This window comes from Sulfidibacter corallicola (assembly GCF_017498545.1).
Lineage (GTDB): Bacteria > Acidobacteriota > Holophagae > Acanthopleuribacterales > Acanthopleuribacteraceae > Sulfidibacter > Sulfidibacter corallicola.
In genome coordinates this window covers 2,105,627-2,120,339 of the sequence record NZ_CP071793.1, presented here as the reverse complement: position 1 = coordinate 2,120,339, position 14,713 = coordinate 2,105,627, and the positions used below count along the sequence as shown (strand labels likewise).

Sequence of the window (14,713 nt, the reverse complement as noted above, 5' to 3'; positions counted from 1 at the left end):
ACGCGATCAAGTTTCGAGCGCTAAGTCGGCTTCCCGGATAGGCCTTGCGTCGCCTTGTGGGATGAGGCCTTGGAGCTCCGCGCCTTTTCGAGAAAAACCCGGAAACCCTTTCCCATGACGTGGGCCCACTAGACCTCGATGATCGTGACCCAAAGACCGTCGGGATCGCGCAGGTGGGCTTCCCACGGGCCGTAGGGGTTGCTGGGCGGAATGGTGAATTCCACACCTGCTTCGGTCATTCGCGCATAGTCGCCGCGTACGTCGTCGGAGCTCAGAACCATGATGACTTCACCGGGCTTCGGCGCTTTTTCCTGCTCCGGTAGCCGCACCGGCCAGATTTGCGTGTGACCCTCTTCGCCGAAGGCCAGTTCGCCTTCCATCGGGCTTTGTTCCGGGAGGCCCAGGATCTCGCCGTAAAACCGGCGCGATTCATTCACATCTCCACTGACGATGTGGATCATCTTCATTCCTTTAATGGCCATAAATGCTCCTTCTTGGCATCCAAACGCTTGCTGCATCCGAGCCCTACGCGTGGTGGGCCGGCAATACGCCTAATTGCTGGGGCTGCTCGCCTGGGCTGACTGGGATCAGTCTCTAACACCTGGGCTCAAAACACAAGTCCAAGTCGCCCAGGTAGGCGCGGACTCTCGGGTCTGGTGAGGATGACCCGATCGCCGATTCACCTTTATTGAATGGGTTCCCGGTATGTGCTTCGCGATTACCAGGCTGCCGCCCACCTTTCGCGGTCGGGGTTTGCCGTTGCGATGTTTCGAAGCCAATGATTTGAGGGCGAGACAAGGGCTGTCTTGGCTTTTTGAGAGAATCGGTTAGCAAAGGAGTGAGTGACTGGCATGTGGCAACCGACGGTGATTGACTGAATAAATGACGAAAAAACGGTAATTAAACTTCAAATAATGGTCAATTTGATTATAATAAGACGTCTTTTGGTTGTTGGGGGCGCGAAGGTACCGGTCTCCCTGGCCAAAAACTGAACGGATCAAGGATTCTACCCTTGATGTCTAACCTCTTTCTCTCTAGGTCGAATGATGCATCTTTTCTGTTCCGTTTTCTCTGTGATCTCTGGACTGACATTCCGGAATCACTGAGGAGTGGGATTGAAAACTATTTTTTTGGCCGGCCTCTAACGATTCGAACGTGGTCCGTGTCCACCGAAATCGGGTTTGATGGTGCCTCGATTTCCCTGAATTGGATAACACCTTTGCAGCCAACCTGCGCCTTGAATTCCCTCGTGAACCCTCCACTCTCGGAATTCTCCGATTTCGCTGACTGGCCGTCCACCCCTTCAAAACCAACTGCCTAGAGGGATTCGTACGCCGATTTCGGATAGGTTCCGCGACCGGGCCGTCTGGCCGACCCGATTGATGCGAGACACCTGTCCAACCCTATCCCCAAACCCAGCCCGTTCCGATACGATGCTTCTGTGAGGTCTGCTCCATGTTTGCCAAGCGATTGATTTCGGGTCTCCTGCTCCTCCTCGGCCCCGCCTGGGCCGCCTTCGCGCAGGAAACCATCACCATCGCGCTCGACGACACTCCCCGCTTCCGCACCGCGGCCACCGCCACCCTTTCCGGCACCGTCACCCCCGTCGAGGCCAGCCTTTCGCTCGACGGTGCCGCCCTGGCCGTCGACGGCAATGGCCGTTTCAGTCACGACGTCACCCTCACCGAAGGCCTCAACACCTTTTTCCTCATCGCCACCGTGGACGGCCTGCCCGAAGCCCGCCTCAAACGCGATCTCTTCCGCGACACCGTCGCACCGGTTCTCGCCATCTCCGAGCCGCTGCCCGACCTGCGCACCAACCGGACCAGCCTCCACATCATCGGCGAGGCCGGCGACGCCCTGTCGAAACCGGTCAGCCTCACCCGCGACGGCCAGTCCGTCACCGTCCTCGGCGGCCGTTTCTACGACCGCGACGTCCCCCTCCAGCCCGGCGCCAACACCTTCCACTACACCCTCACCGACGCCGCCGGCAACACCGCTGAGCAATCGCTGACCGTGCACCACAAAACCGATCCGCCCACGATCGACCTCACCGCGCCCAGTTCCGTCGACGCCCGCGGCAGTTTCGACATCGCCGTGTCCTTCGAGCCCGCCAGCGAGATCGTCTCGGTTCGGGTCTACTGGAACGCCGACCTGGTACGCGAAGCCAGCGACGGCAGCACCCTGCAGCAAACCTTTCAGGACGACGGCAGCCGCGCCGGTCACCAGCTCCGCATCGAGGTCCGCGACGTCTACGGCAACCAGGCCCAGCTCGAGCGTGATCTGCCCGTGGCCCACCCCAACTTCGTGCACGGCCTGGTCCTCGACAGCGAGACCAGTCGCCCGCTGGCGGGCGTCACCGTCCAGCTCGCCAGCCCCGCGGCCGCGACCACCGCCGTCACCGACGCCGCCGGCCGCTACGTCGCCTACCTGGCCGGCTCACCCATCACCGCCCGCGTCACCGACCCCACCTACGTCCCCATCGCCCGGACCCTGGACGTCCCGCCCGCTGGCGGCGCGCGGCTCTTCGACCTGCGCCTCACCCGCCGCGGCCCGCCCCACTCCACCGCCCAGGTCTTCGACGACCCCTTCCTGCGGCTCCAGTTCGTCTCCGGCTTCAGCGGCACCGCCCGCGTCACCCCGCTCCGCACCCAGGCCCTGCCCGTCCTGCTCCCGCTCGGCTACGCTCCATTGCGCGCCTTCGAACTGGCCGACGCCACCGGGAGCGGCACGCTCCAGGCCCAGCTCCGCCGACCGCCGCGCGAACTCCCGCCGGCCACCGAAGTCTTGCTCCTGCGCCAGGACGGCGACGGCTGGCGCGTCTCCGAGCGGCTGACCGCCGGCGGGACCCGCATCGACGCCACCTGGCCCGCCGCCGGGAACGGGGTCTACGCCGCCGTGCTCCGCGACACCCGCTTCGTCGACGAAGCCCCCGCTGTAGGCAGCCTCCTGAGCCGCCAAAACCACGCCTGGATCCCGGGCGCCGATACTGCGGACGCCGTCGCCTTCCCCAAGATGGTCTCGCTGCTCGACACGCCGCGCACCGAGCTCCGCTTCCTGGCCCACGGCCACCAGCCCTCCGGCGCCTTCGCCCGCCTCCGCGCCCGCGAGCACCACACCACCTTCGACGGCCAGCACCTGTTCCCCGACTACCTGCTCGACGTGACCTGCTACCACTACGGCGACCAGCTCGACGGCCGCGCCAAGCTGGTGGGCCGCCTGCCGATCGAGGCCCGCGGCGAGATCAGCCGCGGCCACACCCGGGCCGCCTCGATCAAGTTCTACCTGGAAGGCGGGTCGCCGCCGCTCGGCGGCTTCCGCTACGACGCCGTGCACGACCTCGGCCCGCTCCAGCTCGACTTCGGGCCCCAGCCTGCCGACCCGCGCGCCGTCCGCACCCGGCTCACCGACCTCTCCGACGTTCCGATGCCCGCCGGCGCCGAGCGGCTCGCCTCCTTCACGCTCACCGTCGGCCGCGAGCTGGAGACCTCGCCGAGCATTCGCTTCCAGCACGGCGACCGCGAGGCGCTGGTCCTGCTGCGCCGCCAGGACGCGCAGACTTGGGTCTACGCCGGCCGGCTCCGCTTCGTCGACGGCGCTTGGCAGGCTGCGCCCGAGGACGTCGACGTCACCACTACCGGCGCCTACGCCCTGGTGGCCCTGCCGTTCCCGATCACCGAATTGCGCGGCCAGATCACCTTTGCCGCGAGCCCTGTCGCCGGTGTTGCGCTCCAAACCGAGGTTCATCCCTGGCGGGCGACCAGCGCCGCCGATGGCGGTTTCCGCTTCGCCGTCGCCCGCTGGAACCAGCCCCAGACCGTGGACGCCTACGACCCCGCCACCACCCGCACCGCCCAGCTCCACTTGGCCGACACCTCGACCGACGACCTGCGCGACGGCCTCGACCTCGCGCTCCAGGCGCCCGACTTCCGCCTCGTCGAGCACCGGCCCGCCGCCAACCAGGTCCACGTCAGCCGCCACGAGATCCCCAGCCTGACTTTCTCCCACGCCCTCGGCGGCGGCGTCGATGACTGGGCCCAGGCGATCACGCTCCAGGGCGGCGGCACCACCGTCCCGCTCCGCATCCAGCGCCAGGCCGACTACCGGACCCTGACCCTCAACCCCCAGGCTCCGCTCTCCGACGACACCGAGTACACCGTCACCGTCGGCACCGGTCTGCTCAGCCAACACGGCCACCCGCTGGTTTCGGCTGCGTCGTTCAGCTACCGGACCGCCGACCGCAGTGCCGTCGGCACCCTCGACCTCAAACGGTTCTACCTCACCGCCAGCGGCGACGACCTCGTCGTCCACGCGCCGGCCGACACCTACCCGGCCCGCAGCCAGATCCGCCTGATCAACCGCCACACCGCCGCCACCGTGACCGACACCATGCTGGGCGGCGACTACCTTCGGGGCATCGCGGGCGAGATCGGCGACCGGATCCAGGTGGCCGTCACCCGGCCCGATGGCCAAACCGCCTCGATCGAGCTGGACAGCGTCCGCACGGGTCCCGGTCAGGTCATCCTGGGCGGCCAACCCTTCGTGCTCGACCTCGGCGACGGCACCACCCTCCACGTCGAGCGCGTGCTGGACGGCGTCGGCCGCGAAGTCCGCTTCGCCCTGGCCGACGAGGCCGAGGTCCGCGCCGAACTGGCCAAGGTCCCGCGCCACGGCGACGACCCCTTCGGCACCTTCTACGGCGGGCTGCGCATCATCCCGCTCGACGGTGGGCCCGTGCCCCGCCTTGCCGGCCGGTTCCAACTCGACCTCGACCCCGCCACCATCGGGACCGCCATGCTCTCGTTCGTGGCGCTGCAGCCCGAAGTCCCGTTCCCGGCCAACCCGCTCGAACCGGAGACGATGACGCCCCACACCTTCGCCACGTTGGCCGATGCCGTCGCCGTCCGCGACGGCCAGCTCGGCAGCACGACCAAACGGACCCGAACCAAGCGGTTCGGCGGCCGCATCGCCGCCTCGCTGGGCCAGGCCTACGCCCACCTCTACGGCCTGTTCCACACCGACAGCACCAGCTTCATCTTCGGCCAGAGCTTGCGCCAGGACGTCCGAAAGGACGTCAGGGACGACTACGGCAACCTGATGTGGGTCGAGCCGCCGCCGAGCTGGTACAACCCAAGCCTCTATACCCGCGGGACCACACCTTTCTATCCCTGCCAGAACGTCTACTTCTACCAACGCTTCGGCGACGGCGAGAACGCCTTCTTCAAGCCCCTTGGCCTCACCGGCCCGCTGGCCGACGGCGACTTCCTCGCCGAGCCCGACCCCGGCCAGCCCACCATCCTGGCGATGGACCCGGTCACCCACCGGCTCACCTTGCTCGAGCTGCGCCCTTCCAGTGCCTCGTACTTGCTGGCCGGTTCTCGCGCCTACCGAGCCACGGCCTGGCTGCGCTGGCCCAAGCAAGGCGGCGCCGGCAGCGACGCCGAGCTGGAACTCGATTGGCAGGTCGTGACCCTGGACGGTGACGAGCCCGTGGTCCACGCCGGCCTGACCGAGACCTTCCGGCAGACCGGGAAGCTGTTGCTCGATCCCGGCCAAACCGAAGGCAAAACCCCCCAGATCCAGGTGACCATCAAGGCCGATCAGCCCCTGAAACACGCCGTGGCCAAAATCCCCGAGGTGGGCTGGGAAGAGACCGTCACCCGCGACACCCGCCACGACGCGATCACCGTCCTGCTGCCCGCCACCGCCTACGGCACCGAACGCAAGCTCGACGTCGCCCTGACCGTGGTGGACGGTTTCGACCAGAGCCAGGACGTCTACAAGCGGGTCTGGCTGGTTCGACCCGACCAGGCGGCGGGCATCCCCAACGTCGCGCCGGCCGTGCTCGCCAGCACGCCCCAGGACAGGGGCACCGACGTCCTGATCGCCGACCCGCTCTACCTCGAATTCAGCGAACCGGTCCGCGACGTGGGCCCGGCCACCGTGACCCTGACCCCCGACGGTGGCGACCCGGTCACGCTGGCATTCTTCGACGCCAACGGCCTGCCGGTCGAAGCCGCGACCGAGGTCCGCTTGCTCACGGTCCAACCGACCGAAGCGCTCAAGCTCGACACGGTCTACACGCTCGACGTGCGCGGCGTCCGCGACCAGGAGAACCGCACCCTGCTGCAGCCGGCGGACACCAAAGCCTCGGGCACCGAGCCAGCCAAGGATCACTATCGCATCCAATTCCGAACCCAGACCAGCAAGCCCCAGACGGTGGTGCCGGAGACGGGCGACCTGCGCGCCTACGCCGGGCTGCGCAACCTGCTGGTGGGCCTGGACGGGATCACGAACCCGGACGGCATCGCCTCCGGTTTCAAGCTGCGCGTCTACGACACCGACACCCGCCACAGCGAGCCGCGCCTGCTCACCGAGTACCGCAAGGCGATTCGGGCCCCGGGCATGCTGGCCCCCAAGCTGGTCCTGATCACCAAGGAGGCACTGGCCGCGGTGCCCGGCGCCGAGGTCTTCGCCATCGAACGCGACAACCGCGAGCGGTTGCGGGCCCTGCCTGCCGGGACCCTACTGGTCGTGCAGTACTACTCGTTCGCCCAGCACAGCTACGTCCTGATGTTCCTGCACTACGACGGGGCCACCTTCGAGGAGAAGGGCCACTTCCGCGTGCCGACCACCGGGACCCAGGGCGGGTTCGCCGCGATCGGGCCCTACCTGATCCTGGGTGACTTCGACCTGACCGAGGCCGGCCCGGTCGGCACGGCCACGGTCCACGACGTGCGTCAGTACCTGGAACGGCTCGCCAACGTCGACCCCACCACGCTTCAGGACAGCCTGGGCGACGGCCGCCACCTCCATGCCTGGCAGCAAACCAAGCCGGTGGGTCACTACGCCAACCCGCGCGGGGTGGTCCGCCTCGCGCCCTTCCTTCACCAAACCGAGGACGGGCTGGTCCCGGCCTTCGCCGCGGCCGCCTTCGGCTTCCCGGGCCTGAACGCGATCGTGCCCCAGGCATCCGACCTGCTGCCACCCGACCATCCGCCCTACGACCGCCGCGCCCTGGCCAAAACCGTCTGGCCCCACCGCGCCGGCACCCAGATCGGGCCAGGCGAGCCGGGCCGCTTCGGCGTCTCCCGCCTGCGCTGCGCCGTGGTCGAGGCCTTCCCGACCCAGACCGCCCTGGGCGAGACGCTGACCCGCGACATCGCGATCTTCGGCGAGCGCGGCCTCGACCAGGACGGTTCCCTCTATATATATGAAGTCCCCGAGAAGGCCGACCTCGACCAGGATACCCCGCCGCGCTTCACCCTGCACCTGCCTGGCGGGTTCCTGGGCCTGGCCGCCGACCGCGCCCACGGCCTGGTGGCGGTGCGGACCCGAATCGGCAACGAAGAGGTGGGCGTCGGCGTGCTGGACCTGCGCGCGCTCTACGCCCGAGGCCGGGCGCAAGGTGTCAGCCAATGGACCCTCGACCAGGCGTTCGCGGAGGAGATGTTCCTGACCTGGATCGACGGTGACGCGGACCAAGCCCCGGTGGGGCGCCAGTTGTTCATGCACGACGGCGCGCTCTACTGGAGCCTGTCGGACGAGCGCCTGCGCCGCCTGCCGCTGGCGAGCAACCCCTACCGGACCTTCGGCTGGCTGACCTACGACCTGGCCCGCTGGCAGGCCGGCACGGCGCGGCACGACACGAGCGGCCGGATCCGCGACCCGCAGGGCATGCTGACCCACCAGCCCTACGGCGTGCTCTACGCCACCGACCTGGCTGTCGAGGGCGAAGTGCCGGCTGGCGGAACGGGCGAGGCCCAGACCGAACTGGCCTTCACGGTTGAGATGGGCACCTTCGAGGTCGAGGTCTTCGCCCAGGAGAGCCTGAAGCTGACCTACCGCCTCGAAGGCGAGTCCGGCGCGGCCGAGGTGGTCCACGAGGTCAAGGACGCGAAGGCTCGGACGCTGGTGGGCTTCGACACCCGGAAGCTGAACGTTGCGATCCAGAACCAGGCCAAGGCCCTGCGCGAGCACGGGTTCCTGAAGGGCGAGGTGGCCTTGACCCTCACCCGCCAGGGCACCACCGTGATGCAGCGGACCCTGCCGTTCCTGGTGGCCTGGCACAGCGTGCCGACCCGCTACGTGGACGACCTCCGCTTCCACGGCGGCCTCGACCTGCTGGCCGGTTCGCCCGAACTGCACCAGACCGACCTCGCCGTGAGCGCCCGCGATGCCCGGCTCGACCTGAGCTGGCGCCGCAGTTTCCACCGCGACTACGCCTTCGGCAGCGGGCCGTACGGGGTCGGCATGCTGGACGGCGCGCGGCTCTACCAGGCCATGCCGGTCTGGTGGCGGCCGCAGGACGTGGCCGCGGTCGACGGCGCCGCCCCGGAGCCGGGTGAAGGCGGTACGGCCACCAAATCCGAGGGGACCATCGCCCGCGACTTCACGGGCGCCAAGGTCCACCAGCGGCTGATCTTCGAGCAACCGGGCCAGTTCCAGATCCAGGCCGGCCTCGCCGAGGAGGGGGACCAGGTCGGGGTGCGCAACGACGCCCTCAGCCAGGTGCGCCGCTTCCCGGACCGCGGCCCTTGGCACCTGATCCACCGCGGCAACGTCGTCTACAAGCTCCGCAGCAAACTGCGTTGGCCCGAGTACCGCGACCTGCTGGGCCAGATCAACGAGAAGACCCGCGCGAGCGACGAAACCGACCGGCTCCGCTTCCCGCTGATGCGCTTCCCGGGCTCGATGCAGGCGCCGGGCGCGCTCTACGGCGAGGTCCAGTTGACCGAGCGGGTCGACTACCCCTGGAAGAACCGGATGGGGGCGGAGGACGCGGCCCGCTTCCCCACCGAGCTGTGGGACGCGCCCAACGACCGCGGCGGCCGGCGCACCGTCGACCGGACCTGGAAGATGAACCCGGTCGGCACCGTGATCGAGACCCAGACGATGCAGACCCGCAGCATCCGGGGCACCTACGCCTACACGGACGACGGCTACCTGGCCCGGGTGGAACTGAACCAAACCACCAGCGGCGGCGGGACACCGCGCGGCTACACTTTGACCTGGAGCGAACCCGTGGCCGAAGTGGGCCAGCTCAAACTGCGGCGGTTGGTCAAGGTCGAGGCGCTGCACGCGGGCGACGATGACGTGGTCTTCGAAGCCCAGTACCCGGAGAACAGCCTGGCCGCATCGCACCTGGGCGACGGCTACTGCCTCCAGAGTCTCGACGTCACCCGCGACGGGACGAGCGGCCGCGTCGTGTCGGTGGCCCTGCCGGGCTGCGGCGAGGTGCCGGAACTGGGTCGGACCTTCGCCACGGTGGGCGGGACGCGGTTGTCCTCGGGCTACACCTTCGCAGGGGTCGACGCAACCCACACCTTCTCGCGAACCTGGGAACGGCGCAAGCTGGACGGGTTCCGCTTCGATCCCGATCAGGGCGGCACGGCCGTGGCGATGGGGGGCTCGATCCTGCCCATCCACCAGTGGCTGCTGACGGGCGACGGCTTCGGCGATCAGACCTTCGACTACGACGGCTTGGGCCGCCTGACCGCCCACCAGATCCACGGCGCCAGCCAGAGCTGGACCTACCAAGCCATGCCCTGGTGGATCGAGACGCCCGCCACCACGACCGACGCCGTGGGCGGCACCCTGCGCTACGACGTGACGCAGGCGTTCCTGCGGGTCTCCGACGCCACCGCCTCGGGCGAGGGCGGCACCAGCGCGACCCACACCACCTTCTTCAGCACCAGCGGCGTGCCCATCCGAACAGAAGATCTCGTGGGCCGAATCCAGGGCGGGACCGCTTCGGTCCACTACCGCCCCAGCGGCAAGGACCTGGACGCGGATTCCTTCAGCGTGCGGACCCTGAACCTGCCCGGGAGTGGCAAGGCCATGACCGAGCGTCGCCTCAACCCGTTCGGCGACGTGACCGAGGAAACCCACCTCGACGTCACGAACCGGTTCACCTACGACGGCTTGGGCCGGCTCGACACCGCGACCGACGTCACACTGGGCCGCACGCTGAACCTCGACTACGAGGTCGTTGCGGGTCAGGGGCCGCGGGTGGCGGTCGTGGACCAAAGCATCGAGGTCACCACCGAGACCGACTACGACATCTGGGGCCGGGTCACGGCGGAACGTCGAACCGCGCCGGACCCCCGCAACCAGGCCTATACCTATGACGCGTTAGGCCGGTTGGCGCGCACCACCGACACCCAAACCGGCCAGACCGAAACCTACGCGTATTTCGGGACCACGTCCCTGCCGACGCGGATCGTCACCGGCCAGGCGGGCAGCAGTGTCACGACCACCTACAACGTCGTGCAGGGCGGGGAAGGTCCGGTCATCCAGGGGATGACGGTTCAAGCCGAGGGGGAATCCCACGCGGAGCACCTGGTGACCGACGCGCTCGGCCGCGTCGTGGAAACCCAGATGGCCGATGTCGGCAGGGTGCGCATCGCCTACGACGTCTTCGGTCGAGCGACCCGCGTCGAGAAGCTCCCCGAGGACCCGGCCAAGGCCGACGGGTCGGGGGAAGACGTCGCCGAGCCCGCCATCGTGATCACCTATGAAAAGGGCAAGATCACCGTGGCGGACGGGTTCAAGGACGTCACGACCGTGACGCGCTGGTCCGACCCGGCCGGGCAGACGGTGACCACCACGGTGTCCGGCAGCGGCGTCGACAAGGCGCGCGAAACCGAGACTGCCACCACGGTTGCCGGCAGCCCGCGACGGCTGCGCGTGGTGACCGAGGAGAAGAGCGAAGGTCACACCGTGACCACCACGGCCGAGGTCAACGGACGGGGCGCCGTGGTCAAGGCCGGCTCGGGCCCGATCGAGGTGACCGCCGACGCGTTCAACAGCGCGGGCATGCCGACCCAGATGACGGTCGCCTCGACGCTGGGTGACGGCCAGGCGAAACGGGCCCAGGCGGCCACGTCCGTGGCCTTCACGTACGACCGCTACAACCGCGTCACGGGTGGGACCAACGCCCACGGGCAGGACTGGTCGGTCGACGGCTACGACGGGCGCTGGCGGCCCACGGGCACGACCGACACCCGCGGCCTCAGCACCCAGCGCAGCTACGACGACTGGCAGGACACCCTGCGCGCGGTGACCACCACCGAGCCCAACCGTTCCGGCAACGAGACGTTGACCCTGTTCAGCCGCGAGCGGGAGGGCCAGGCGGGCATGTCGCTGCTGACCGAACGCGGCACCTCCTGGCTGGGCGCGACCACCGAGGTCACGCGGCACATCGCCAACGCGTCGGCTGGGGTCGACGTCAGCCGCAACGGCAAGACCATGCGGGTCCGGCGCGACGCCGAGACCGGCCAGGTCCGAACGGTCGACGACTTCGAGAGCAACCGCACCCAAGTCGATCCCGAGCGCTTCGGCCGCCGGGTCCGGGCGACGTTGCCCGACGGCGCGGAGCGCGAGCTGGAGCTGAACGGCTTCGGCCAGCCGCGGGCGTTTCGCGACAACGGCGTGACCACGCGCGAGTGGGTCCGCGACGCGCTGGGCCGGGTCGACGAGGTCCGCACCCCCGACCGGGTCTACGACTTCGCCTACAGCGAGGAGAGCCAGGGGCTGGCGTCGATCACGGGCGGCCGCCACGACCTGAACTTCAGCAACTGGAGCCCGTTGGGGCAGCCGCAGACCATCGAGATCGGCGACGTGGCGCGAATCGAGGTCCAGTACCATCCGGGCGGCCGGCCGAGCTGCGCGACCCTGACCCGCAAGGGCGGACTGCCGACGCAGATGCACTACAACGCCCACGGCGACCTGGTGGGGCTCAAGCGGGGCAACCAGCCGCTGACCGAGTACAGCTACAACCGCTGGGGCGCGGTGGCGAGCATGACGGTGGGCAACGGCCAACCGCTGCAGGTCTTCGGCAGCGGCGACAGCGCGACCGTCAACCTGCCGGGCGGGGTCACGGCCGACGTCGACGCCGAGGGCCGGCTGTCACAGGTGACCTACCCGGGCCTGGCCACCAAGGAATACGGCTACGACGGCCTGGGCCGGATGACCCGCGTGACGATCGGCGGAGTCCTGCTGCGAAGCTACCAGTACGGCCAGGGTCGGTTGGAACAGATCACGGCGGGCGAGCCGGGCAGCGAGGAAGTCTACGTCTACGGGTACGACGCCGAGGGCCGCCTGACGAGCCTGACACGCGACGGGGTCGCCTGGGGAAGCTGGACCTACCCCGATTTGGCGGACCTGCGCCAACAGGAAGGACTGGCCGATCCCAACCGGGTCCAAAGCTACACCGACCCCAATGGCGTGACGATGTCGTACGGCTACGAAGACGGTCAGGTCACCCTGATCGACATCGCGCAGGGGCCCAGCTTCCAGATGGCCTACGACGCGGGCGGCAACCAGACCCAGATCCGCGCGATGGGCATGGAGGCGACCTTTACCGAGTGGGTCAACGGCATGCCGACCCGGATCGCCTGGGGCGACGGCACCACCTTCGACCTCGCACAGGACGAAAAGGGCCAGCTCGACACGATCACGGGTGATGGCGGCGTCTTCCTACTCGACCTCGACTGGGAGGACGTGCCGAGCGAGGGCCTGTGCAGCGAAGCAGGCGAGGCGGGTCCGCCGGACAAGAAGATCAGCAAGGTGACGCGCAGGGCGCCGGGCCTCGAAGAAACCTGGGAGCCCGAGTACACCGAGGCGCAGCAGCTCCAGTCGATCCAGATCACGCGCACGGGCAGCCAGGGCCCCGACACCCTGACCGAAAGCTACGGCGAGGTGCGGAACCAGCTCCTGGGCGGCCTGACTCGGGTATTGAACGGCACGGTGGTGCGCGACGATGTCTTCACCCACGACGCCACGGCCGATCACCGCCGCGTGGCCAGCGTGACCGGTACCGGCGGGATCGATGTCTATGCCTACGATCCAGTCTTGGGCAACCTGACGCGGATCGATGACCGCGACGGCCGTGTGCGGGAGTTCGCGTGGGACGGTTTCCGGCGCTTGACCGAGATCCGCGAGGACGGCCAGGTTTTGGGTGCGTACGCCTACGACCACCAGAACCGCCGGATTCGGGCGGCGACACCGGCGAGCGACGTGCCGTTGGTGTTCGCATGGCACGGCTCGCGGGTGATCGCGATCGGGCAGCAGCGCGGCACGGCGGAAGCGCCGCGCATCGCGTGGACGCACGCCATCGGCCAGGGCCCGCTGGGCCCGGCCTTCTTGAAGGACCTCACGGGTGGTGGCCACGACTACTACATCGCGACGGACCACCTGGGAACGCCCTACGCGTACAAGCACGTGGCCAGCGGGACGGTGTACCTCAGCCCGCTGACGCCCTGGGGCGAGCGGGTCCAAAGCCCATCGCTGGGTGCAGAGGCGGGCGTGGTGCCGGACAGCGTCTTCGCCAGCGCCCCACTGGGCCTGGGCGGTCACGTAATGGATTGGGAAACCGGCCTGACGCAGATGCACCACCGCTACTACGACGCAAAGCTGGGCCATTTCCTCAACCCCGACTTCCGCGAGCCGGACCTCTACGACCCCACCACGGTCCAGGAGCCCTACGCCTACGCCGCCGGCAACCCAATCCTGTACTGGGACCCGGATGGGTTGTCAACTAAAGCATATTTCAACGATGTATTTGCGGATAAGTTGTTCACTGCGGGGCTGGCCTATGGGTTGACCAAAGAGACCCTATTCGGTTTGAAGGATTTCAGCGCGCTGACCTATCGATACAACACGGCGAAGTTTCGGGTTCAGCATAGCCAGTCGCTTGAGATTTGGGGATTGGAGCCCCTGAACGGAATCGAAGATGACATTGCCTACATCGAGTTGATTGATAGGGCCATCAAGACTCTGGTGTTGGAGAAAGGAATCTTCCAGACCATTGGTGTCGAGGGCGGTAGCAGTCTTGCTGATACCGTGTCACTCACGGAAGAAAAGAAATACTTGCAGGCTGGCGTTGCCTCAACCAAGTTTGTCGAAGCGATCACCATATTGGCCTCGCTTCCAAAAGCAGGCTTGTCAGTTTCTCGCAAGATTCCAGGTAGCGTAGCCCGTCGATTAGATGACTACATCGATGACATTGCCAGGCAAGCAGATGTCTCATCACAACGGTCTCAATGGTACGATTTGGAAATGGGTTGGCAAAGAGGGGGTGGTTACAGCGAGCCCAACACACTAAGCTCCCTAGTTCATGCAGATGCTGTTCGTCTGCTTCCAGAAGGAAGAAAACACGTTGCCGTGGCTCGTGCCGCAAGCGAGAGTCTCCTAAGCCCAGCATTTACCAATTTTAGGGGAGATCTTAGAGGGAAATATTTGTTTCCAGGTTTAGAAAAACTAGGGGATGATTTTGTAAGAGTAGTTGATGAGAAAAGATTCATTAGAGCCGTACGGGAGTTATATAGTGAGTCTGGCAATCCTCTTACGTTGGAAGTTGAGAATATGATACTAAATCATATTCGAAAGGGTTATTACGCGACGAGAGCTGGCGTGCCAGGGCTTCACGCAGAAATCCAAGCGTTGAACTGGATTTTAAATAAAGGCGCCTCTCTAAAAACGGTATCAGTGGCTACCTACAGACTAGTAGGAAGTGCTGACCGTATTGGTAAGCGATTTCCCGCCTGTGTGAATTGTACCGGTATCTTTTCTGGGAAAATTTCAGTTGTTACAGGTGTTAATGGAACTGGATTTGGCTTATTACCAAATCTTTGACTTATGCTTTAACACAGCCAACATGTACTTTATTTTGAGCTTGGGTTCTAATTGCCACAAGATAGGTAGAGTGATA

General features: G+C 66.8%; 2 protein-coding genes. One reads left to right on the top strand and one right to left on the bottom strand.

Annotation, left to right across the window (positions count from 1 at the left end; all coding sequences use genetic code 11):
• Positions 1-128: 128 nt before the first annotated feature.
• A complete protein-coding gene (locus tag J3U87_RS06225) occupies positions 129-482 on the bottom strand; it encodes a VOC family protein (protein ID WP_237382168.1) in 354 nt (117 codons plus the stop codon).
• 973 nt (positions 483-1,455) lie between these two features.
• On the opposite strand from J3U87_RS06225, the gene J3U87_RS06220 reads away from it, so the two are divergent.
• A complete protein-coding gene (locus J3U87_RS06220) occupies positions 1,456-14,637 on the top strand; it encodes an Ig-like domain-containing protein (protein WP_237382167.1) in 13,182 nt (4,393 codons plus the stop codon).
• Positions 14,638-14,713: the final 76 nt, after the last annotated feature.